Source organism: Rhodanobacter sp. UC4443_H10 (assembly GCF_052978325.1).
The window spans coordinates 500,393-524,287 of the sequence record NZ_CM129668.1; the positions used below are offsets into that span (position 1 = coordinate 500,393).

Here is a 23,895-nt window from a genome sequence, read left to right on the forward strand (position 1 = left end):
ATGCTCCACGGCGGGGCGCAGCCTTTCGGGCTGCGGTACCGACGAAAAGGAGCGGGTGTGGAATTCAAAGATTATTACGAGATCCTCGGCGTCAAGCCTGACGCCAGCGAGGCCGACATCAAGGCGGCGTATCGCAAGTTGGCGCGCAAGTACCACCCGGACAAGAACAAGGACGCGGGCGCCGAGGAGAAGTTCAAGGCGGTCAACGAAGCCAACGAGGTGTTGAAGGACGCCGAGAAGCGGCGCTCCTACGACCAGTTGCGCGCCGGCGGTTATCGCCAGGGCGAGCAGTTCCGCCCGCCGCCGGGCTGGCAGGAGCAACAGGGCTTCGGTGGCGACGCCGGTGATTTCAGCGATTTCTTCGAAAGCCTGTTCGGTCGCGGCGCTGCGCATGGCGGCCATCGCGGCCAGCCGCGGCCGCGGCGTGGGCAGGACGTGCAGGCCTCGGTGCAGATCGACCTGCAGACCGCCTTCGACGGCGGCCCTACGCGGTTGGCCATGCACGATTCGTCCGGCGGCGAGCGCGTGCTCGAGGTGAAGATCCCCGCCGGCATCCAGAGCGGCCAGGTGATCCGTCTCTCGGGCCAGGGTCAGTCGGGCATGGGCGGTGGACCCAAGGGCGACCTGCTGCTGGAAGTGATCATCCGCGACGACCCGCGCTTTCGCCTCGACGGTCGCAATGTCGTCCACGTGCTGCCGATCGCGCCGTGGGAAGCCGCGCTGGGCGCGACCGTACCGGTGCCGACGCTGGCGGGCACCGTGGACCTGCGCATCCCCGCCGGCTCGCAGTCAGGCCGCAAGCTGAGGCTGAAGGGGCGCGGCATGCCGGGCAGCAACCCCGGCGACCAATTGGTGGAATTGTCCATCCGCACGCCGGCGGCCGACAGCGACGCGCAGCGCAAGGCCTACGAGGCGTTGCGCAAGAGCTTCGCGAACTACGATCCGCGAGTTTGAAGGTCCCGGGTCGTAGGGGCGGGCACCGCCCCCGGCCATCTCTCGAACGCCGATGGCGGGCTTTGCCCGCCCTGCGCACGACGCCTTCCGTCACGTGACGAAGGGCATCGCGCACAACGTGCGCTCCTGCAGAGCAGCGCGGACCACGGGGCGGGCAAAGCCCGCCATCGCCGTATCGCGGCGCGATCGGATCAGCTGCGCGAGGCGCGCTTGCGGTCGATCTCGGTGAGGTGCTTCTTGCGCAGGCGGATTTCCTTCGGGGTGACCTCGACCAGCTCGTCGTCGTCGATGAAGTCCAGTGCCTGTTCCAGGGTGAACTTGATCGCGGGGGTGAGCTGGATCGCGTCGTCCTTGCCCGAGGCGCGCATGTTGGTCAGCGGCTTGGGCTTGATCACGTTGACGGTGAGGTCGTTGTCCTTGGCGTGGATGCCGACCAGCTGGCCTTCATACACGTTGTCGCCCTCGGCGGCGAACAGCTTGCCGCGATCCTGCAGCGGCCCGAGCGAATAGGCGGGGGTGGTGCCGCCGGCATTGGCGATCATCACGCCGTTCTGGCGCTTGGCGATCTGGCCTTCTTCCTTGGGGCCGTAGTGGTCGAACACGTGGAACAGCAGGCCCGAGCCCTGGGTCAGGGTCTTGAACTGGTTCTGGAAGCCGATCAGGCCGCGCGCCGGGATTTCGTAATCCAGCCGCACGCGGCCCTTGCCGTCGGATTCCATGTTCTTCAGCTGGCCCTTGCGCATGCCCAGCTTCTCCATCACGCCGCCCTGGTGGATTTCCTCCACGTCGACCACCAACTGCTCGATCGGCTCCATCTTCTGGCCGTCGATCTCCTTGATGATGACTTCCGGGCGCGACACGGCCAGTTCGTAGCCTTCGCGGCGCATGTTCTCGATCAGCACCGACAGGTGCAGCTCGCCGCGGCCGGAGACCAGGAACTTGTCGGCGTCCGAACCCTGCTCCACCTTCAGCGCCACGTTGTGCACCTGCTCGCGCTCCAGCCGGTCCTTGAGCTGGCGGCTGGTGAGGAACTTGCCGCCGGAGAGATCCTTGTTGCCGGCGAACGGCGAATTGTTGACCTGGAAGGTCATCGAGATCGTCGGTTCGTCCACGGTCAGCGCGGGCAGCGCTTCGGGCGTGTCCAGCGCGCAGATGGTGTCGGAGATGGTCAGGTCGGCGATGCCCGAGATGGCCACGATGTCGCCGGCCTCGGCGGTTTCCTGCTCGATCCGCTCCAGGCCCAGGAAGCCGAGCACCTGCAGTACCTTGCCCTGGCGCTTCTTGCCGTGGCGATCGATCACCGCCACCGGCATGTTCTTCTTCAGGGTGCCGCGCTGGATGCGGCCGATGCCGATCACGCCGACGAAGTTGTTGTAGTCGAGCTGGCTGATGCGCATCTGGAACGCGCCGTCCGGATCCACGTCCGGCTTGCTGACGTGCTGCATGATCGCCTCGTACAGCGGGGTCATGTCGCCCTCGCGCACGTTCTCGTCCAGGCCGGCATAGCCGTTCAGCGCCGAGGCGTAGACGATCGGGAACTCCATCTGCTCGGGCGTGGCGCCGAGGCGGTCAAACAGATCCCATACCTGCTCGACGACCCACTCCGGGCGCGCACCGGGGCGGTCGACCTTGTTGATCACCACGATCGGCTTGAACCCCATCGCGAACGCCTTCTGCGTCACGAAGCGGGTCTGCGGCATCGGGCCGTCCATCGCGTCGACCAGGATCAGCACCGAGTCGACCATCGACAGCACGCGCTCGACCTCGCCGCCGAAGTCGGCGTGTCCGGGCGTGTCGACAATATTGATGCGGTTGCCCCGCCACGTGATGGCGGTGTTCTTGGCCAGGATGGTGATGCCGCGTTCCTTTTCCTGGTCGTTCGAATCCATCACACGCTCGGCCAGCACGGTGCGCTCGTTCAGCGTGCCGGACTGCTTGAGCAGGCAGTCCACCAGCGTGGTCTTGCCGTGGTCGACGTGGGCGACGATGGCGATGTTGCGCAGATTTTCTATGGACATGGGATCGACTCGGGTGGCGCGTGCAGCCACCACGTGGGTAATTTGAGGGTTAACCGGTCGATTATACGGGTTTGTGCGCCCGCGTGTGGGCACCCGTGCGACAGCCGGTCAAGGCACGCGACACCACCCGCCTCGGCGAACGGCCGGTGGCATGGGTCGGTCATCGCCCGAGGCGGGCTTCGTCCCGGGGTTCAAGCGGCGGGCGGAGTGCGCTAGACCACGCCCAGCAGGTAGTACGCGGTGATGACCACGGCCACGGCCAGGGTCTTGATCACGGTGATCGCGAAGATGTCCTTGTAGGCCTGGCGGTGGGTCAACCCGGTCACGGCAAGCAGGGTGATCACGGCGCCGTTGTGGGGCAGCGTGTCCATGCCGCCGGAGGCCATCGCGGCCACGCGGTGCAGCACTTCCATCGGGATGCCGGCGGCGTTCGCGTTGTGGATGAAGGTCTCGGCCATCGCGCCCAGCGCGATGCTCATGCCGCCGGAGGCCGAGCCGGTAATCCCGGCCAGGGCGGTGACGGTGACCGCCTCGTTGATGAGCGGATTGGGGATCGTGTGCAGCGCATCGGCCACCAGCTTGAATCCGGGCAGGGCGGCGATCACCGCGCCGAAACCGTATTCCGAGGCAGTGTTCATCGAGGCCAGCAGTGCGCCGCCGACGGCTGCCTGACTGCCTGCAGCCAGCCGCCCCGTCACCGCGCGCCAGGCAAACACCAGCACACACGCAATGCCGACCAGCAGCGCACCCTCGACCGCCCAGATCGCGGCGACCTTGGAGACCTCCTGCACCACCGGCCTGGCGCTGCCGACTACGCTGGGCAGGAACGACTGCGTTTCGCCGTAGAGGCGTGGGATCCAGTCGGTGAACAGCTTGTTGCACACGCCGACCAGCACCAGTGGCAGCAGTGCGATCAGCGGATGCGGCAGGCGGGTGGCGTCGAACGGCTCCGGCTCGTTGACCAGGTTGTTGCCGTAGCCCTCGCCGGCCGCCGCGGCCTTGCGCCGGCGCCAGTCGAGGTAACTCAGGCCCACGATCAGGATGAAGATGCCGCCGATCGTGCCCAGCCACGGCGCGGCCCAGGTGTTGGTGCCGAAGAACGCGGTGGGGATGATGTTCTGGATCTGCGGCGTGCCCGGCAGCGAGTCCATGGTGAAGGTGAACGCGCCCAGCGCGATGGTGCCGGGGATCAGCCGCTTGGGGATGTCGCTGGCGCGGAACAGCTCCGCCGCGAACGGATACACCGCGAACACCACCACGAACAGCGACACACCGCCGTAGGTCAGCAGCGCGCAGACCAGCACGATGGAGAGAATCGCCCGGCTGCGTCCGACCAGGCCGATCGTCGCGGCGACGATCGACTTGGAGAACCCCGACAACTCGATCAGCTTGCCGAACACCGCGCCCAGCATGAACACCGGAAAATACAGCTTGAGGAAACCGACCATCTTGTCCATGAACAGGCCGGTGAACATCGGCGCGACCAGCGAGGGCTCGGTCAGCAGCACCGCGCCCAGCGCGGCGATCGGGGCGAACAGGATCACGCTGTAGCCGCGGTAGGCCGCGAACATCAGGAAGCACAGCGCAGCCAGCACGATCAGAAATGCCATCCGTAGTGGCTCCCCAGTTTGGCGATGGTCGGGATTCGACGAAGGCACGAGTATCGGCGGCCGCTCCGGCGCCGGGCACTGTACGAAGGTACAAGTGCCGTTGCGCCGGCAGCTGTCTAATCTTCCGGCATCAGCCTTCATCGTCGATGTGGGCTTCACTGCGAGGGGAAATCATGAAGCTCACGTCTTTGAGTGTGGCGATCGGACTGGCTACCGGCCTGTTTTGTGTCCTGCCGGTTCACGCGCAACAGGCCGGCAACGACGCGGCCGCCAGGGACACCGCCAAGCCGAAGAACGCCAAGCAGCTCGACACCGTGGTGGTCACCGCGCGCAAGCGCGAGGAGACCCTGCAGGACGTGCCGATCGCGGTCAGCGCCTTCACCGCGCAGTCGCTGGAACGCCAGAACGTGCAGAGCTTGTCCGACCTGCAGGGCAAGGTGCCCTCGCTGCAGATCTACGCCGCGCGCGGTTCCAATACCACGCTCACCGCCTATATCCGCGGCGTCGGTCAGGCCGACCCGACCTGGGGCTTCGACCCGGGCGTGGGCATCTATCTCGACGACGTTTACCTGGCCCGCCCCCAGGGTGCGGTGCTGGATGTGTTCGACGTCAGCCGCATCGAGGTGCTGCGCGGCCCGCAAGGCACGCTGTATGGCAAGAACACCATCGGTGGCGCGATCAAGTACGTTTCCAGCCCGCTGCCGGTGAAAACCGGGGGCTCGGTGGAAGTCACCGGCGGTACCCACGGCGAGAAGGACGTCAAGGCGAGCCTGGGCGGCGCCAGCGCCGACGAAATGTGGCGCGGCCGCATCGCCTACGCCAGCAGCCACAACGACGGCTTCGGCGAGAACATCCTCACCGGCAGTCGCAACGGCAACAAGAACACCAACGCCGCGCGCGCCACGATCGGCTTCTTCCCGTCCAACGCGTTCAACGTGCAGCTGTCGGTCGACGGCGTGCGCGACAACTCCAACCCGCGCGGCGCCAAGATGCTCGTGGCGAACAAGCTCGACCCGGCCTACCAGCCGCTGGACAGCGATTTCGATACCCGCAGCGGTTTCCCCCAGGTCAATCACACCAAGCTTTACGGCAGCGCGTTGACCATGAACTGGATTGCCAGCCAGGACTGGTCGCTGAAGTCAGTCACCGCCGTGCGCGGTTCCTACACCGACACCAACATCGACTTCGACACGTTGCCGGAGAAGATCGCCGACGTGAACGCGGTCTACGCCGACCACCAGTTCACCCAGGAATTCCAGGCCAACTACGATGCCGGCGGCACCGTGCACGGCGTGTTCGGTCTGTATTACTTCGACGGCCACGCCGACGGCCAGATCAAGAACATCTTCCTCGGCTCGCCGCCGTATTCCACCCTGGGCCTGACCCAGTACGGCGGCACCGGCGGGCGCATGGGTACCAAGAGCTGGGCCGGCTACGGCGACTTCACCTGGGACATCAGTCCCAGCTGGAGCCTGGACGTGGGCCTGCGCTACACGCATGAAACCAAGACCGCGCTGATCCAGAACTACGGCTACTCGGACGACACCTTCACCACGCCGGTCGCCACGCTGGCCGACTTCAGCGGCTCGCATGCCAGCAGCAACGTGTCGCCCAAGGTCTCGCTGGACTGGGGCGTGAGCGATCAGGTCAAGCTGTACGCCAGCTACTCGGAGGGCTTCCACTCCGGCGGCTACAACATCCGCGCCAACTGCGTGGCAGTACCGGCATCGTGCCGCCCGATCGACGACGAGAAGGTGCAATCGTTCGAGCTGGGCAGCAAGATGAGCTTCTTCGACGGCGCGCTGATGATGAACACGGCGATGTTCCGCAACGTCTACTCGAACATCCAGTTGTCGGTGTTCAGCTCCTACACGCAACCCAACGGCAGTCAGGGTTTCTTCGGCGACTTCACCAACGCCGGCAAGGGCCACATCGATGGCCTGGAGGAGGAATTCGCCTGGAAGCCGTCGGAGAACTGGACCGTCAGCGGCAACTTCGCCTATCTGCACACCAAGTACACCAAGTACATGACCGGCGGCGTCAACGTTGCCGATCAGCAGAAGTTCACCAACGCGCCGAAGTGGTCCGGCGGTCTCTCGCTGGAAAACAGCACGCCGCTGGCCAACGGCGGCAACATCTCGGCGCGGATCAACTACACCTACCAGACCATGGTGTATCCGGAGACCACGCTGTCGCCGCTGATCGCGCAGTCCGCCTACGGCCTGTGGAACGTCGGCGTCATCTGGCAGGTCAACCAGCCCTGGTCGCTCAGCCTGCAAGGCACCAACCTGGCCAACAAGTCCTACCGCACCACCGGCTACAACATCGGCGCGCTGGGCATCTACACGGGGTTCTACGGTGCCCCGCGGATGGTCACGCTGAGCGCGAAGTACAAATTCTGACGACAACGTTCCTCCCCATCCCGCGGGGGTGCCGGCGTGCTTCCGCGGGGTTTTTTTCATGCGCCGGCGCGTCCGGTCAGCATCGGAACCCCGCTCGCCGGCAGGCATCGGCAGGCCCAACAGAGAACACGCATGCGCAAGACCCTCGGCTTCGTGACCTTGCTGCTGGTCGCCACCGTCGCATGGGCGGGCGACCCCTCGCCGCTGCCACGGTTGCGGATCGACCCGGCGCGCACCGCCGTGGTCGGCCTCTCGTCCGGCGCATACATGGCCAGCCAGGCGCAGCTGGCGTATCCGGAACTGTTCCCGAACGCGGCCCTGGTCGCCGGTGGTCCGTACGGCTGCGCCGGCGGCCAGCTCGGTGCGGCGCTCGGCAGTTGCATGAAGGGCGTGCCTGCACCGGATGTAGGCGCGCTGGTGGCCAAGGCTCACCGGCGTTCGGCCGCCGGCGAGATCGGTTCCCTGATGAATCTGGCGTATGCCCGCGTCTACCTGCTGCACGGCAGGGACGATGCACTGGTGGCTCCGGCCGTGGCCGAGGCCGGAGCCCATTTCTACGAACAGTTGCGCGATGGCACGCCCGCCCTCGCGGGCATGCAGGTGCGCGACGATGGCAATCGCGCGTTCGCACACAACCTGCCGGTAGCCGGCCGCGGTGACGACTGCGACAAGTCGGTGTCGCCTTATCTGGGCCACTGCGGTTTCGATGCCGCCGGCGAGATCTTCGCTCGGATGTTCGGCAAGCCGGCCCACGCGCCAGGCGAAGCGCACGGCGAATTGCGCAGCTTCGACCAGGACGCCCTGCGCCCCGGCGACGCCGACGCCTTCCTGGCCGACACCGGCTACGTCTACCTGCCCGCCGCCTGCCTCGCCGGCAAACCCTGCGGCCTGATGGTGGCCTTCCACGGCTGCAAGCAGAACGCCGCCGTCGTGGGCAACGCATTCGTCGAGGACGCCGGCTTCAATCGCTGGGCGGACGTCTACGACGTGGCCGTGCTATATCCTCAGACACGCGCAAGTTTCGCGCCCTTGAATCCGCAGGCATGCTGGGACTGGTGGGGTTATTCGGGAGCCGACTACGACACACGCCAGGGCGTGCAGTTGCGCTGGCTGGTGAACGCGGTGCACGCGCTGGGTTTGCCTGCCGGTCATTGATGGCCCCGCATGTCGATGGCCTCGACGTTACTGTAGGAGCGCACCCTGTGCGCGATGCTCTTGCTTTGAAGCATCAAGGTGCAACGCTGGCATCACGACATAAGTCGCCCGCACGGGTGTGTTCCACATGTTGAGCGCCAGCGTCATCGCCATCGCGGCGCTGTGCTGGCTGGGCCTGCTGTTCGGCGTGGCGTTGCTGGGCGAGCGGCGGCCGCATATCTTCGAGAAGCGCTGGGCGATCGTGTATGCGCTGTCGCTGGCGATCCACTGCACCTCGTGGACGTTCTACGGCACCGTCACCCAGGCCAGCCGTTCCGGCTGGTGGCTGCCGCCGACGTTTGTCGGGGCGATCGTGATGTACCTGTTCGCGCTGAAATTCCTCGGTCGCATGGTGCAGCTGGTGCGCGAGTACAACGCCGGGTCGCTGGCCGATCTGATCGCGGTGCGGCTGGGCCGGCACTCGGGGCTGGCGGCGCTGGTCACGGCGGTGGTGGTGATCGGGATCGTGCCGTACATCGCGCTGCAGCTCAAAGCGGTGGCGATGAGTTACGGCATCCTCAGCCAGGGCCAGCTGGCCGAATCCGAGCCGTGGCAGGACAGCGCCTTGTACGTGGCCTTGCTGATGGCGCTGTTCGCGATGCTGTTCGGCACGCGGCGCGCGTCGACCATGGCGCACAACCGAGGGCTGGTGCTGGCAATGGCGTTCGAGTCGCTGTTCAAGCTGGGCGCGATGCTGGCGCTGGGAAGCCTGTTGTTCGCCGCGCTGCCGGCAAATTTGCCGGCACGCGTGCCGGGGCCGGCGGACAGCGGCGGGTTCCCGGCGCTGATCCTGCTCGGCGCGCTGGCGATGTTCACCATGCCGCACCAGTTCTACGCCGGCATCGTGGAGTGTCGTAGCGACAGCAACCTGCGCACGGCGCGCTGGCTGTTTCCGCTGTACCTGTTGCTTATCTCGCTGCCGATCCTGCCGCTGGCGCGGCTGGGTGATGCGCTGCTCGGGCCCAGCGGGGTGTCGTCGGACATGTACGTGCTGGCGCTGCCGCTGGCCCAAGGCGAGCGGGGACTGGCGCTGGTCGCGTTTCTCGGCGGGCTCAGCGCGGCGACCAGCATGGTGGTGATCGCCACGCTGACGCTGAGCCTGATGGTGGTCAACCATTTCATCGCGCCGCTGCGCGTGCGTTCGGGCTGGGGGCGCGGCGAGCGCGTCGACCTGCGCGGGGCGCTGCTCAATTACCGGCGCGTGGCGATCGTGGTGGTGATCCTGCTGGCCTGGGCCTACAGCCGCCTGTTGGCTCGCAACGAGGCATTGGCCGATATCGGCGCGATTTCGTTCTCGGCGCTGGCTGGCCTGACCCCGGCCGTGCTTGCAGCGATGTATCGGCCGCAAGTGGGCTCGCGCGCGGTAATGGCCGGGCTGGCCGCCGGCACCGTGGTGTGGATCTACGCGGTGTTGCCGGCGCTGCTGCCGGCGTCACTGCCGTGGCTGCGCGAGGGACCGTTCGGCGTGCACTGGCTGGCGCCGGACGACCTGCTCGGCCTGGGCGACTGGAACCGCCTCGGTCGCGCCGTGGTGGTCAGCCTGGCGGCGAACGCGGCGGTGATGCTGGCCGTTGCCGGCTCGCGCTACGGGCAGGGCGGACGGGCGGTCAGCGTCGGCCATGTCGACGTCGCCGAACTGCGTGCGCTGGCGGCGCGCTTCCTGCCGCCGGAGCGTGTCGAGCATCTGTTCGACGGTGCGCCAGCCAGCGGCTCGTCCGGCACCGCGCGGGTCAACCAGGTGGAGCACGAGCTGGCCGCGGTGATCGGCGCCGCCTCGGCGCGCCTGCTGCTGGAAGTGGCGCATCGGCAGGGCCGCGACGAGCTCGATACGGTGGTCGCGATCGTGGGCGAGGCGGCGCAGGATTTGCGCTTCAATCAGCGCGTGCTGGGCGCGGCGCTGGAGAACATGAGCCAGGGCATCTGCGTGGTCGACGCGGAGCTGTGTCTGGTGGCGTGGAACTCGCCGTATGCACGCCTGTTCAACTATCCACCGGGCATGTTGCGGGTGGGCCGCCCGGTCGCCGAGCTGACCCGCCACAACATCGAGGCCGGCATGCTCGGCCCCGGGGCGGTCGAGACACGCGTGCAGCGCCGGCTGGAGCACATGCGCGCGGGCACCCGGCATTTGTCCGAGCGTCGTTTTCCCGACGGCAGGATCGTGGAGGTCCGCGGCAATCCGATGCCCGGCGGCGGCTTCGTGGCCACCTTCACCGACGTCACCGCGTTCCGCCAGGCCGAGGCGGCGCTCAAGCGCGTCAACGAGACACTGGAACTGCGCGTGGATGAGCGCACCCGTGCACTGGCGCTGGCCTCGGCGGATGCGCAGGCGGCCAACGAGGCGAAGGGCCGCTTCCTCACCGCGGTCACCCATGACCTGATGCAGCCGCTGCATGCGGCGCAGTTGTTCGCGCATGCGCTGACCGAGCGCAGTGGCGACAGCCGCACGGCGCAGCACCTCAACGGCGCGCTCGCCGCCACCGAGGGCTTGCTGACCGGGCTGCTCGACGTGGCGCGGCTGGAGGGTGGCCGCCTGCATCCGCAGCTGCGCGCGTTTGCGCTGGCCGAAGTGTTCGATCCGCTCGGCGCCGAGTTTCGCGCGATGGCCGCCGATCGCGATGTCCGGTTGCGCGTGGTGAGTACGCGGGCATGGGTGCAGTCCGATCCGCAGCTGTTGCGGCGGGTGCTGCAGAACTTCCTGTCCAACGCGCTGCGCCATGCCGGCCACGGCCGCGTGCTGCTCGGCGCGCGCCGGCGCGGCGCCATGCTGCGGCTGGAGGTGTGGGATACCGGTGGCGGCATTGCGCCGGAGGAGCAGCAACTGATCTTCCAGGAGTTCCGTCGCGGCAGTACGGCCGGAGGGCAGGGCTTGGGACTGGGCCTGTCGATCGCGCAGCGCATGGCGGACCTGCTCGGCCATCCGCTCGGGCTGCGCTCGTCGCCGGGGCACGGCAGCGTGTTCCATCTCGAGGTGCCGCTGGCACCGCCCGCGCCGCACCGCGCGCCCTCTCCCGACACCATGCAGCCGCTGCCGGCGGGCCGCGCGCTGGTGCTGGACAACGAACCGGCGGCGCTGGCGGCGCTGACCACGCTGCTGGCCAGCTGGGGCTGGCAGGTGCACGCCGCGCGCAACGCGGCGCAGGCGTTGGCGGTGCCGTGGCGGCCGGACGTCAACATCCTGGACTTCCATCTGGATGGCGGCCAGAACGGCCTGGATGTCTGGCGACAACTCGCGGCAGGCCACCCTGACGTGCCCACGGTGATGCTCACCGCGGACCGCGACGGCGAACTGCGCCAGCAACTGCTCGATGCCGGCGCGGGCGTGCTGTACAAGCCGCTCAAGCCGCTGGCACTGCGGCAGACGCTGTTGCGCCTCGGTGCGCGCGGTGTACATGCGGCGCAACAAGTTGCGCGTACCCGCGTCGTCAGCGCGGGCACGGCGCCTTCGCCCACCGCGTCGCAGCCGGGCGATTCTTGCGGCGCCACTGCCGGCGAGACCTGATCTGGATCAATGCCGCACCGGAGATCGAGGCCTATGGTCATGGGGCTCGACGCCCGGGTGGGCGCCATACCGGATTCGACGGAATGGAACGATGCAGGCAAGCGCAGCGGCACCCCGCGCGATCGGACAGGCGGAAGACGACCGTGCGTTGACGGCGGTATTCACGGCGTACGTCACCACCGCCACGATCTGGCTGGTGATTGCCACGGCAGTCGGTCTGCTGCTGGCGTTCAAGTTCGGCGCACCGGACTTCTGGGCGGCCAAATACCTGACTTTCGGTCGCCTGCGGCCGATCCATACCAACGCGACGTTCTACGGCTGGGCCAGCATCGGCCTGGTCGGCGTGGCGTATTACATCGCCGCGCGCAGCTGCGGCACGCGCCTGTACAGCACCCGGCTGGCGTGGCTCGGACTGGCGTTGTTCAACCTCGCCGCGATCGCCGGCACGATTGCGCTGGACCTTGGCTGCAACGACGGCGATCTGGAATATCGCGAATGGCCGTGGCCGATCCGGCTGATCTTCCTGGCCGCCTTGCTGGTGACGGGATGGAACCTCATCGGCACCGTGCTCAGGCGCAGCAGCGAGGACATCTATCTTTCCAACTGGTACACCATCGCCGGCGTGTTGTGGACGTGCGTGATCGCCACCGTGGGCGTGCTGCCGTGGTACCAGCATGGCCTGGGCCAGGTGGCCATCTCCGGTTTCTACATGCACAACGCGGTCGGCATGTGGTTCACGCCTCTGGCACTGGGCACGTTCTACTACGCGATACCCAAGATCCTGAGCCGACCGATCTATTCCTACGCGCTTGGCGTGTTCGCGTTCTGGACCAACCTGCTGTTCTATCCGCTGCTCGGTGCGCACCATTTCCTGTTCAGTCCGCTGCCGTGGTGGCTGCAGACCACCGCGATCGTGTTCAGCGTGGCGATGCTGGTGCCGGTGTGGGGCGGCAGCGCGAACTACCTGCTGACCATGCGCGGGCGCTATCGCGACATGATCCATTCCTACCCGCTGATGTTCATCTTCGTGGGGGTGATCGGTTATCTGTTCGGCTCGACCCAGGGCACGGTCGAGGCGTTCCGCTCGATGCAGGCGATCTGGCACTTCACCAACTTCACGGTCGGACATTCGCACCTGACGATGTACGGCTTCGTCACGTTCGCGCTGTGGGGCGGCATCTACGCGCTGCTGCCGCTGGCCACCGGCAAGACCGCGGGACGCATCGGGCTGGCGGCGCATTTCTGGATGGCGCTGGTAGGCAGCTTCATCTACGTGATCTCGCTGTCGATCGGCGGCACGGTGCAGGGACTGGATTGGCTGCACGGCCTCCCGTTCATCCAGTCGGTGGTGGACATGCAGCCGTACTACGTGTGGCGTGGCGTGGGCGGGATGCTGATGTTCGGCTCGCACCTGGTGTTCGCGTGGAACGTGTGGCGCATGACCTCGGGCCAGCCCGGCAATGCCGCCTCGCCGGTGCTCGATGCCGACGCCACCGGGGAGGTCACGGCATGAAAAAGCTCCTGCTGATCGCCGGCGGGGCGCTGGGCATCTACATCGTCATCGTGCTGCTGGTGGCGGTGCTGCCAGCGATCGACTTGTCCGGCACACCGGCGGGCCCGGGCGTGGAACCGCTGACCGCGTTGCAGGCGGAAGGCCGCACGGTTTTTGTCGCCAACGGCTGCAGCTATTGCCATACGCAACAGGTACGCCCGCTGGACGAGGACAAGGTGTTCGGCCGGCCTTCCGCGCCGGGCGACTTCGCCTACCAGACGCCGGAGTTGCTGGGTTCCGAACGCACCGGCCCGGATCTCGCCAACGTGGGCGCCAGCAAGCCGAGCGACGTGTGGCAGTACATCCACCTGTTCGACCCGCGCGCCGTGGTGCCCGAGTCGATCATGCCGAACTTCAGGTTCCTGTTCCGCGTGGTGGACAAGGTGCCGCCCGGCGAGACCGCGGTGCCGATTCCGGAAGGTTTTGCACCGACGACGGGCAAGGTGATCCCCACGCCGCAGGCCAGGGCGCTGGTTGCCTATCTGCTGTCCCTGAAGCAGACGCCGATCCCGGGTTACACGATGAACGGCAGCATGGGCGGCGCGACGAACGCGGCGCCGATGGCGAAGGCCGGACCTGCGCCGGCGACTGCTCCGGCCGGTGCGTACCAGTACGTGGCGAGCAAGGGCGAGGCGTTGTTCACCGCCAATTGTTCCGCCTGCCACCAGGCCACCGGCACCGGCATCCCCGGCGCCTTTCCGCCGCTCAAGGGCAATGCCGCGGTGGACGATGAGGACCCGACCCTGCACATCCACACGGTGTTGCAGGGCGCGCACGGCGTCATCATCGGCGGCGTGAAATACGACAGCGCCATGCCGCCGTTCGCCGGCCAGCTGAGCGACGCGGACATTGCCGACATCGTCAACTACGAGCGCAGCTCGTGGGGCAACCACGCCAAGCCGGTCACGCCGGCCGAGGTCGCTGTCGTGCGCGCGAAGGGGCAATGACATGCATCACATGACCGGGCCGCTGTGGGGCAACATCGCGATCATCGGGATCGCCGGTGCCATCACGATCGGCTGTTTCGTCGCGATGTTCTGGATGATCTTCCGGCCCGGCGAGAAGGATCCGCGCCACTGCAAGAACGACATCCTGCGGCCGGATCGGTGAGGGAGGTATCCGCGATGGCCAAGCCGCACGTGCGCATCTACATCGACGACAACCCGAAGCCGGTGATCGATCGCGAGTTGCCCACCTCGCTGACGCTGGATACGCGCCAGCTGAGCGACGGTCCGCATCGTCTGATCGTCTGTGCCGAGGACCAGGGCGGTGCCGAAGGCATCGAGGAGATTCCGTTCGTCGTGCAGAACGGTCCCGGCATCCTGGTCTCCGGCCTGCGTCCGGGCTCGACCCGGCGCGGCGAGTTGCAGCTGCACGTGGATGCGTTCAGCACGGACGATCCGTTTGACCCGCGCCGCGCCGAGGCGCGTTCGTCGATCCCGGTGTGGGTGTGGGTGCTGAGCCTGTTCGTGGTGGCCTGGGCGGTGTTCTACGCCGCGCGCATGTGGGAGGTCCCCGCGCCCTATGCGAACACGCCGACCTACATGCAGCCGGCCGCACCGTCGCACGGTTGATCGCTGCCGCCGCGCGTGGCCGGCGCGACCACGGTGTTTTCACCGGTGCGCGCCCATCATGCCGGCGATCCAGCCATTCCCTGACGTGGATCAGCGCTGCGCCATGCGGCCGCGCCTAAGGTGAGGGTACGCGACGCCCGCTTGGCGCCATGCCGGGTGCATAACCATGAAACGATGCAGAAGGGCAGCGGAATCCGACGTGCGGCGGCAGACGCCGGGTGATGCGCGCCAGTCGCGCGAACGGCGCGAACGACGCATCGACGAGCAACTGGCGCAGAGCTTTCCCGCCAGCGATCCGCCCGGCTGGGTGCTCGGCACATCGCGGCCGCCACTCTGAGGCGATCGACCCGACCCCGCGCGTCCGGTCGCCGCAGGGCGAGCGGGCGTGCGCGTCCGAGAAACGAACAGGAGCAAACCCCATGGAGTCACCCATGTATCCCCCCTCCACCGTGGAACTGGCGCGCAAGCGCCGCGAGCTGGCGCCCGCGCCGCTGCAGGCCTTCAAGGCTTTCAGTGCCGCCGTGTTCGCCGACGGCGCCTTGCCCGACGTCACCAAGCAGTTGATCGCGGTGGCGGTGGCGCACACCACGCAATGCCCGTACTGCATCAAGGGCCATACCGCCGAGGCACTCAAGCAGGGCGCCACCGAACAGCAGATCATGGAGGCGATCTGGGTCGCCGCCGAAATGCGCGCCGGCGCCGCCTATGCGCATTCCGCGCTGGCGCTGGACGTGATGCAGCATGCGCACGAGGGCCACTGAGATGAGCGCCCGTTTTGCCACGGTCTCCGACACCATCCTCGACGCCATCGGCGACACGCCGCTGCTGAACATCGAGGGCGTCTACGCCAAGATCGAGTTCCTCAACCCGTCCGGCTCGATCAAGGCGCGCATCGCCAGGTACATGATCGAGCGCGCCGAGCGCGAAGGCCTGCTCAAGCCGGGCGACACCATCGTGGAGGCGACCAGCGGCAACACCGGCAACGCCCTGTCGATGGTGGCCGCGGTGAAGGGCTACCGCATGCAGGTGGTGATGCCCGAGGGGCTGTCCAGCGAGCGCGTGGCGATCTCCCGCGCATTCGGCGCCGAGGTGCTGTTCTGCGGCAATTTCCACGTCAACGAGGCGCTGGCGCGGGCGAAGGAACTGGGCCAGCAGCCCGGCTATTTCTGCCCCAGCCAGTTCGAGTCGGAATGGAACGTGGAGGAGAACCGCGAGATCCTCGGCCCGGAGATCCTTGCCCAGCTGCCCGCCGGCTGCGTGCCCGATGCTTTGGTGCTCGGCGTGGGCACCGGCGGTACGCTGATCGGTGTGGGGCAGGCGTTCCGCGCGGTCAATCCCGATGTGCGGCTGTTCGCGATGGAGCCATCCGAATCGTGCACGATCCTCTGCGGCGAGATTGCCGCGCACACCATCGAGGGCATTTCCGACGGCTTCGTGCCGGGCATCTTCGAACGCCACGCCAGCCTGGTGAACGAGGTGCTGTCGGTATCCAGCGTCGATGCGGTGGCCGAGATGAAACGGTTGGCACGCCGCCACGGCCTGTTCTGTGGCCCCAGCTCCGGCGCGCACATGCTGGCGGCGCAGCGCATCCGCAAGAACTTCCCCGAGTTGAAGACGGTGGTGACGGTGTTCTGCGACGAAGGCGAGAAATACCTGCACGAGTATTTCATCGCGCCGGCCAGCAGCGAGGTCGATGCCACGCATTTCGCCTGAGTGCGTGTTGGTACGTGACGGGGATTGCGGCGGGACGCCGTGCATTCACGGATGTGCCGCGACGAACCCCTTCGCTTCGGCCAGCGCCGGCAGATCCGCATCGGCGCTGTGCCAGATGGTCATCAGTTCCTTGTAGGTGGCGGTGGCTGCCGCGGGGTCGCCGCTGGCCGATTCCGCGCGGGCGCGGCCGAGCAGGGACCGGGTGCGGCGGGGTGCGCTTTTCAGTGCGGTCCCGAATGCCGCGCGCGCCTCGGTCGCCTTGCCTTGCCTGAGCAACTGTTCGCCCAGCAGTTCGTGTGGCGGCTTGATCGGCACCGGCGGACCGAAGTCGAACGCCAGTGTTTCGTAGCGGCGGGCTGCGCGGTGGATGGCATCCAGGCCACTCTGCGGCTTGCCCTCGCCGATCGCCAGCATGCCGCCGAGGTCCTCCCGGAGGATGGCCAGGTAGCTGGTCGTCTGGGCGTCGCCGGAGGTCTCGCTGCCGGCGTGCCGCGCCGACAGCGCGGCCAGCGATTTCTGCGCAGCCGGCAGGTCGTGGCGTTCGATCGCGGCATAGCCCTCGGTGAAATCGTTCCAGCCGGCGTCCGGGCCCATGCCGGTCGTATCCACCGTGGTGTGCGCGGCCGGGCCGTTGCCGTCGCCGGATTCGACCACGGCGATCGCGCGCATCTGCAGCAGCGACTTGTTGAGCATTTGCGCGAACTTCGTCGGCGTGCTTTGCATCGTGGCCAGCCGGTCGGCGTGGGCGTTGGCCCAGGCTATCGAGGGCTCGATCGACTGCCGGCATGCCTGCAGCGCCCTTTCAGCATCGCGGAAACGACCCTGCTGGTAGTAGGCGTACTCCAGCCATTCCATGTAGTGACCGCATTCGGCGGGCGGGCGGCCCGCGGCTTTGGCCTGGGCATTGACCACGCGCATCGCCACCTCGTTGGCTTTCGCCACGTCATCCCACAAGCCGAGCGCCATGAAGATGTGCGACGTCATGTGCTGGGCGTGGGCGGCGTCGGGCGAGATCTTCGACAGCGCGTGCGCAGGCTCGAGCGCGCCGGCGGCGTGCGCGGGATCGTCCATTGCGTGAATCCAGTAATGCGCCGCGCCGGGGTCCTGCGGGTTCAGGCGGAAGATGCGCTCGGCAATGGCACCGGCGCGCAGATAGGCCGGGATGTCGCGCACGCCTTCGCTACGTCCCATCAGCGCCAGCGCGTGGAAGAGCTGGGCGTTGTTGTCATGCGGCCAGGTCCTGGCCAATCGCTCCATCGCCTGGTCGTACTGCGCGTCGCGTTCCGGCTTGGTGCCGTGGCCGGAATACAGGATTTCCACGGCGGCGAGATAGGCCTTCTCGCGCGGCGTCGGCGCCTTGGCGGCGCGCGCGGCCGGGGTAGGGCCGAGCCGGTCGAGTGCCGCGCGACCGGCATCGGCATCGAGCTGGTTCCAGATGCCGTGGTTGTACGTCATCGCTTCACCCCAGCAGGCCATGGCGAAGCCCGGGTCCAGTTGCCGGGCCTCGCGGAATGCCTTGGCGGCATCCGGATACTCGAACAGGTGCAACAGCAGCGCGCCGCGCAGGAAGGCGGTTTGCGCAGCCGTCGAATGGGTCGACGTGGGGAACGAGATGCTGCCGAGGCCGGCGATGGTTTGCATCGGGGTGGCTTCGCGCGCCTGGGCGCCGGTCAGCAGGCCCGGCCACAGGATTCCGCAGACGAAGGCGACGAGAGCCAGGACGACGAGACGAAGACGACGCGACAGATTCATGATTGACATCCTTCTGCTGGATGAAGGCACGTGCGGCGGGCGAACCGCCGGCGCAGGGGACGAGATCATGAGGTAGCGCCCATCCTCCGGGAACGGGGCAGAGGCGTCTCGGTCTGGGCGCGCGCAGTGTGCGCCTGGCCGGCCACGGATGGAATCCCGCCAAGGGCGATGTCGTGGCGTGGTGTCGCCGCGTGCGGCTATCCCACCCGTCCTGGCTCCCCCAGGTCGAGCGATCGCAACAGCATGCCGGCCTGCGTGCGATTGCGCACCCGCAGCTTCTCGAAGATCGCCGTGACATGTGCCTTCACCGTGCGCTCCTGGATCGAGAGCCGGTCGGCGATCTGCTTGTTCAGCAGCCCCTCGGCGAGCAGGGCGAGCACCCGCGACTGCTGTTCGGTCAACCGGGCCAGCCGGCCAGCGAGATCGGTGTCGGTGGAATCGGCGGGCAGGGCGGCGACGGCGTCGGCGAGTGCGGCGGGCAGCCAGCTGCCGCAGTCGAGCACCTGCCGGATCGCTGCACCGATCTCGGTGGGGCTGGCGCTCTTGCAGATGAAACCAGCGGCGCCGTGGTCGAGCACGCGGCGCACCACGTGCGGTTCGTCGTGCGCCGATACCACCAGCACCGCAACCGCCGGATGCTGGCCGCGCACCGCGGCCAGGCCGGTCAGTCCGTGGCTGCCCGGCATGTGCAGGTCGAGCAGCACCAGGTCGATGTCCGGGTCCGCACGCAACGCGGCCAGTGCGGTGGCCAGGTCGGTGGCCTCGCGCACGGTGCAGTCGGGCAGGCTGTGCTCGGCGGCCTGGCGCAACGCGGCACGAAACAGCGGGTGGTCGTCGGCGATCAACAGGCTCGGCATGAGCGCCAAGGTAGCCGGACGAACTGCCGGCGTCGAGTTGCCGTGGCGGCGGCGCTGGACCTTCGTACGATGGCAACGCGTCGCGTGCCTGCTTATGGTGTGGCAATGAATGCATCCCTTCGCTGGTTGGCCGCGCCGTGCATCTGCGTGCTGGTTTCCGTCATGCTGTCCGCTTGTGTCGAAGGGGCGACCACGCGAGGGGCGAAGATGCATGAGCTGGAACTGGGCAAGGTGCTTGCCACCGAGCACCGCGGCCACGATGACCTGCTCAGCGCCGGCCTGGGCCTGAGCGGATTGGCCGGCTTGCCGGTGCCGTTCGCCAATCCGCTGGCGCCTACCGCGGCGGAGCTGCGCCGCCGGGCGATCCAGACCAGTTGGAAGGGCATTGCCGATCTCGGCCCGCTGGGCGGCTACGGCCGCGTGTACGGCGGCGTGCCGGACGTGCCGGGGCGCGAGTACCAGATGTTCGCTCGGCTGCCGGGGGCGCGTTCGCCGCATCGGGTGCTGCTGCAATTGCCCGACGGATTCGACCACGCGAAGCGCTGCCTGGTGGTGACCGCCTCGTCCGGTTCGCGCGGCATCTACGGTGCGATCGCCGTTGCCGGCGCGTGGGGTCTGCCGCGCGGTTGCGCGGTGGCGTACACCGACAAGGGCACCGGCTCGGGCTATTTCGATTATTCCGACGACAGCGGGGTAGCGCTGGACGGCCGGCGTGCGAAACGCGGCGAGCAGGAACTGGAGTTCGAGCCGCCGCCGGCAGGTGCCGGCACGGGCATCGCGGTCAAGCACGCGCACTCCGGCGACAACCCGGAGGCGGACTGGGGCCGCGACGTGATCCAGGCCGCGCAGTTCGGCCTGGCCATGCTCGACCGCGCCTACCCGGGCGAGGCGCCGTTCACGGCGCAGAACACGAAGATCATCGCCACCGGCATCTCCAATGGCGGCGGCGCGGTGTTGCAGGCGGCGGGGCTCGACCATGACGGGTTCTTCGCCGGCGTGGTGGCGCTGGAACCCAATGTCTACGCCGCGGATGGCGGCCGGCCGCTGTACGACTACGCGACCGAGGCGGCGATCTGGCTGCCATGCGCGCTTGCCGACGCCCGCTTCGACGACACCCCCATGGCGCGCGGGGCAACCCGTCAGCCGCCGCCGGCGTGGTCGTTGCGCTGCGCCAGCCTGCGCGCGCAGGGCAAGCTGCAAGGCAGCACGCTGGCCGAGCAGTCGGCGCAGGCACGCCACTATCTGCAGCAGCGTGGCTGGAACGACGCGGCGATGGCCACCGCGGCCAGCACCACCGCGTTCGACCTGTGGCGCGTGGTCACCGCCGGTTACGCCTCGGCCTATCTGCGCCGCGGCCCTGCCGACATGCCATGCGGGTTCCATTACGCGCCGATGGGTGCCGGTGCCCTCCCGGGCGTGACTGATCCGATGGCGCGCGCGGCGTGGTGGGCCGACGCCTCGGGCATTCCTCCCGGCAATGGCGTGGGGCTGTTCGGCGGCGTCAACGTGTCGCCCGATCCGACTCTGCTCGGCGAGGATTGCCTGCGCGCGCTGTGGACCGGCGACGAGCCGGCCGCGCAGATGCTGCAGGCCTCCATTGCTGCCACGGCGGCCAAGCTGCCACGCGCCGACTTGCCGCTGTGGGTGGTGCACGGTGCCGACGACGGCCTGCTGCCGACCGCCTTCACCTCCGAACCCTATGCCGCCTGGCTGCGCGAAGAGGGCCGCCAGCAGCTGTACTGGAAGGTGCCGCACGCCCAGCATTTCGATGCGTTCCTGCCGCTGCCAGGCTTCGGCGAGCGCCATCTGCCGCTGCTGCCCTACGGCTACGCCGCCCTCGACCGGTTGTGGGCGCATCTGTACGAGGGGGCTGTCTGGCCGACCAGCGTGCCCACCCCTGCAGGCCACCCGCGCGGCGCGTCCGTGCTCACGCGGGAGTCGCTGGGGCTGGACTGAGGCGCTGCCTCGTGGGGGCGGGTGTTGACCTGACCGGAAAAACGGCGCGACCATGTTCAGTGTTGCGGCAAATCGTCGCAGGCGAGGGACAACAAAAATCAGGGGCTCAATGACGGCGAAGCGGCCGGTCGCGAATGCGGCCGATACCGGCGAACCGCCTTACGTCGGGAGCAGAACTTGATGAACAGACACACGCGATTGGTCTTGTCCGCGGCGATTGCCGCCTGCCTCGTGCCCGGACTCGCGCTGGCACAGGATGACGACTCGGCGCAAACCACGGCACCGCCTGCTGCCAGCAAGGCGCCGGCCAAGCCCAGTACCGCCAATACCAAGAACCTCGAACAGGTGGTGGTGACGGGCAACGCGGCCACCGGCGGCCTGAAGAAGATCGACACCAGCTACACGATCACCACGGCAACCGCCGAGCAGATCAAGATGGCCAACCCCAAGAGCACGGCCGATCTGCTGAAGATCGCGCCGGGCCTGTGGCCGGAGTCCACCGGTGGCCAGACCGGCGCCAACATCGAGATCGCCGGCTTCCCCGGCGGCGGCGATGCGCCGTTCAACACGGTGCAACTGATGGGCTCGCCGCTGTACGGCATGCCGACGCTGTCGTTCTTCGAGCAGACCTCGATCTTCCGCCTCGACGACACCGTCGATCGCGTCGAGATCATCCAGGGCGGGCCCTCGGTGGTATTCGCCGACGGCCAGATCGGCGCCAGCGAGAACTTCATCCTCAAGCAGGGCACCGAGGTGCCTTCGGGCAGCGTCGGGGTGACCTGGGGCAACGAGAACCTCAAGCGCGTCGATGGCTTCTTCGGCTTTCCGATCGCGCAGGACTGGTATGGCAGCGTGGGCGGTTTCTACCGCGATTCGGACGGCGTGCGCGATCCGCAGTTTCCCGCCGACAAGGGCGGCCAGCTCACCGGCACGCTGACCCACGACAGCGACAACGGCACGATGACGCTGTACGCGCGCTACCTCGACGACAAGAACCAGTTCATCACGCCGATTCCGCTGATCCAGACCGGCACGGACAACTTCCATGCCTATCCGGGCTTCGATCCGCTGACCGACACGTACAACAGCAAGGCCATCCAGCACGTGTTCCTGCGCGGCTATCCCGGTGGGGGCCGCAACGCCGACCTGGCCAACGGCCGCGGCGCCAAGTTCGGCTTCTTCGGCGGCAACTTCGACTACGACCTGGGCAACGGCTGGCGGCTGTCGAACAAGTTCCTCATCGACGGCGGCGACGTCGACACCAATGCGCTGTTTTCCGGCACCAACCCGGGCAGCATGAACGACATGCTGTACACCGACCAGAGCCAGATCGGCGCGTTCAACCTGGCGCCTGGTTCGGCCACCGCCACCTACGTGGGTGGCGGCGCGGTCGATCCGAACCAGAGCGTGATTCACCAGGGCTGGTGGTTCATCCACAAGCACCTGAAGAACATCAACAACGACTTTCGCCTGAGCAAGGAGATCTTCGACGGCAACACGCTCACCGCCGGCCTGTACCTGGCGCACTACACCATGGATGACGAGTGGGCACTGGGCAACCAGATGCTGATGACCAACACGCCCAACGCACGCCCGATCACGGTCAGCTACGTCGATGCCAACGGCGTCAACCAGCTCACCGACAACCAGGGCTTCCTCGACTACGGCGGCTTCAACATCACCGAGCATGGCAACGCCAACAACAAGGCGTTCTACCTGTCCGACATCTGGCGCCTGGGCAAGTGGCTGATCGACCTGTCCGGCCGGGTGGAGAACCAGAACGCCACCAACGACGTGTGCAACCTCACCAACGTCAACCTGGACGGCGACCCCAACACCAAGTACGACAACGCCGTGCCGGTATGCAACGGCAGCTTCTCGCATACGCGCTACGACAAGACGCATCCCTCGTGGACGTTCGGCGTGAACTACGAGCTGGCCGACAACATGAGCGTGTATTTCCGGGCGAACAAGGGCGCGCACTTCCCCGATTTCGACAACGGCATCCGCGGCAATGCGTCGGACAACGTCGCGCCGGTGCAGAAGATCCAGAACGTCGAGGGCGGCTTCAAGTTCCAGTCCAAGCAGTTCTATGCGGACATCAGCGTGTACCACCGCCAGTTCATCGGTCTGCTGTACCAGCCCACCGACGCCGGCGGCGTGCCGAACGGCCCGCAGAGCACCTACGGTTCGGATTCCAAGGGCGTCAACGTCAACACCGCGTGGAGCCCGACCGAGAACCTCAAGTTCCAGCTGATCGGCGACTACCTCGATGGCCACTACTCGCACAACAGCTCATGCCTGCCGTACACCAACCCGGTGGCCGGCAACGGCTGCGCGCTGATCAACGGCGTGCAGCTGCAGCGCCAGCCGAAGGTGCGCTACATGTTCACGCCCAGCTACAAGATCCCGTTCGGCTGGGGCGACGTGCTGGCCTTCGTCACCTACACCCACGTCGGTCCGCACACGCAGGACATTTCCGGCCTGCAGCAGCTGGGCAGCTACCACACCTGGGATTTCGGCGTGGTCGCCAACCTGCAGCAGAACTGGCAGGTGCGCGTGCAGGGCACCAACATGACCAACGAGCTGGGGCTGACCGAGAGCAACTCGCGCATCTTCGGTTCGGCGGCCGGAACCACCGGCGTGATCCTGGCCCGTCCGCTGGAGGGGCGTGAAGTCAACATGGAGGTCAAGTACATGTTCTGACCTGCGCAGGTGGCGCTTCCACGGGTGCGGGAGTGCCACCCATTTTCCCGGGGTCATTCCCGCGAAAGCGGGAATGACCCCGGGGTACGCAGCCTTCCGGAAGCCGGG

General features: G+C 67.4%; 17 protein-coding genes. 13 read left to right on the forward strand and 4 right to left on the reverse strand.

What is annotated here, in order from left to right:
* Positions 1 to 57: 57 nt before the first annotated feature.
* Positions 58 to 954: a DnaJ C-terminal domain-containing protein gene (locus tag ACVCMB_RS02295; RefSeq protein WP_395118212.1), complete on the forward strand. Its 897-nt coding sequence runs from the start codon at positions 58 to 60 to the stop codon at positions 952 to 954.
* Positions 955 to 1,145: 191 nt separating this feature from the next.
* On the opposite strand, the gene typA is transcribed toward ACVCMB_RS02295, so the two are convergent.
* Positions 1,146 to 2,972: a translational GTPase TypA gene (typA, locus tag ACVCMB_RS02300; RefSeq protein WP_395118214.1), complete on the reverse strand. Its 1,827-nt coding sequence runs from the start codon at positions 2,970 to 2,972 to the stop codon at positions 1,146 to 1,148.
* A gap of 212 nt (positions 2,973 to 3,184) precedes the next feature.
* Positions 3,185 to 4,582: a GntP family permease gene (locus ACVCMB_RS02305; RefSeq protein WP_447106037.1), complete on the reverse strand. Its 1,398-nt coding sequence runs from the start codon at positions 4,580 to 4,582 to the stop codon at positions 3,185 to 3,187.
* 173 nt (positions 4,583 to 4,755) lie between these two features.
* Here ACVCMB_RS02305 and ACVCMB_RS02310 point away from each other — a divergent pair, with 173 nt between their 5' ends.
* The 10 genes from ACVCMB_RS02310 (at position 4,756) to ACVCMB_RS02355 (ending at position 16,516) form a co-directional block, all read left to right on the forward strand.
* Entirely contained in the window at positions 4,756 to 6,984 is a 2,229-nt protein-coding gene (locus ACVCMB_RS02310; RefSeq protein ID WP_447106038.1) for a TonB-dependent receptor, read from the forward strand.
* A gap of 132 nt (positions 6,985 to 7,116) precedes the next feature.
* Positions 7,117 to 8,139, forward strand: a complete 1,023-nt coding sequence (locus ACVCMB_RS02315) for an extracellular catalytic domain type 2 short-chain-length polyhydroxyalkanoate depolymerase (protein WP_447106039.1) — start codon at positions 7,117 to 7,119, stop codon at positions 8,137 to 8,139.
* 127 nt (positions 8,140 to 8,266) lie between these two features.
* Entirely contained in the window at positions 8,267 to 11,677 is a 3,411-nt protein-coding gene (locus ACVCMB_RS02320; RefSeq protein WP_447106040.1) for a PAS-domain containing protein, read from the forward strand.
* 91 nt (positions 11,678 to 11,768) lie between these two features.
* Entirely contained in the window at positions 11,769 to 13,190 is a 1,422-nt protein-coding gene (locus ACVCMB_RS02325; RefSeq protein ID WP_395118224.1) for a cbb3-type cytochrome c oxidase subunit I, read from the forward strand.
* A complete protein-coding gene (locus ACVCMB_RS02330; protein WP_447100459.1) occupies positions 13,187 to 14,176 on the forward strand; it encodes a cbb3-type cytochrome c oxidase subunit II in 990 nt (329 codons plus the stop codon). Before ACVCMB_RS02325 ends, ACVCMB_RS02330 begins: the two co-directional genes overlap by 4 nt.
* Positions 14,177 to 14,186: 10 nt before the next feature.
* Positions 14,187 to 14,339, forward strand: a complete 153-nt coding sequence (locus ACVCMB_RS02335) for a hypothetical protein (RefSeq protein WP_395118228.1) — start codon at positions 14,187 to 14,189, stop codon at positions 14,337 to 14,339.
* Positions 14,340 to 14,353: 14 nt separating this feature from the next.
* On the forward strand, positions 14,354 to 14,803 hold the full coding sequence (locus ACVCMB_RS02340) for a cytochrome C (protein WP_395118230.1): 450 nt from the start codon (positions 14,354 to 14,356) through the stop codon (positions 14,801 to 14,803).
* Positions 14,804 to 14,969: 166 nt separating this feature from the next.
* On the forward strand, positions 14,970 to 15,140 hold the full coding sequence (locus ACVCMB_RS02345) for a hypothetical protein (protein WP_395118232.1): 171 nt from the start codon (positions 14,970 to 14,972) through the stop codon (positions 15,138 to 15,140).
* 82 nt (positions 15,141 to 15,222) lie between these two features.
* Positions 15,223 to 15,564, forward strand: coding sequence for a carboxymuconolactone decarboxylase family protein (locus ACVCMB_RS02350; RefSeq protein WP_447099028.1), 342 nt, complete (start codon positions 15,223 to 15,225; stop codon positions 15,562 to 15,564).
* 1 nt (position 15,565) lies between these two features.
* Entirely contained in the window at positions 15,566 to 16,516 is a 951-nt protein-coding gene (locus ACVCMB_RS02355) for a PLP-dependent cysteine synthase family protein (protein WP_447106041.1), read from the forward strand.
* A 45-nt stretch (positions 16,517 to 16,561) separates the two neighbouring features.
* On the opposite strand, the gene ACVCMB_RS02360 is transcribed toward ACVCMB_RS02355, so the two are convergent.
* Together ACVCMB_RS02360 and ACVCMB_RS02365 are read right to left on the reverse strand one after the other, a co-directional pair.
* Complete coding sequence (locus ACVCMB_RS02360; protein ID WP_447106042.1) at positions 16,562 to 18,268, reverse strand: hypothetical protein; 1,707 nt, start codon at positions 18,266 to 18,268, stop codon at positions 16,562 to 16,564.
* A 197-nt stretch (positions 18,269 to 18,465) separates the two neighbouring features.
* A complete protein-coding gene (locus ACVCMB_RS02365; RefSeq protein ID WP_395118240.1) occupies positions 18,466 to 19,125 on the reverse strand; it encodes a response regulator transcription factor in 660 nt (219 codons plus the stop codon).
* 105 nt (positions 19,126 to 19,230) lie between these two features.
* On the opposite strand from ACVCMB_RS02365, the gene ACVCMB_RS02370 reads away from it, so the two are divergent.
* Positions 19,231 to 21,081: a 3-hydroxybutyrate oligomer hydrolase family protein gene (locus tag ACVCMB_RS02370; protein ID WP_447106043.1), complete on the forward strand. Its 1,851-nt coding sequence runs from the start codon at positions 19,231 to 19,233 to the stop codon at positions 21,079 to 21,081.
* A gap of 180 nt (positions 21,082 to 21,261) precedes the next feature.
* Positions 21,262 to 23,787, forward strand: a complete 2,526-nt coding sequence (locus tag ACVCMB_RS02375) for a TonB-dependent receptor (protein ID WP_447106044.1) — start codon at positions 21,262 to 21,264, stop codon at positions 23,785 to 23,787.
* The last annotated feature ends 108 nt before the right edge of the window (positions 23,788 to 23,895 follow it).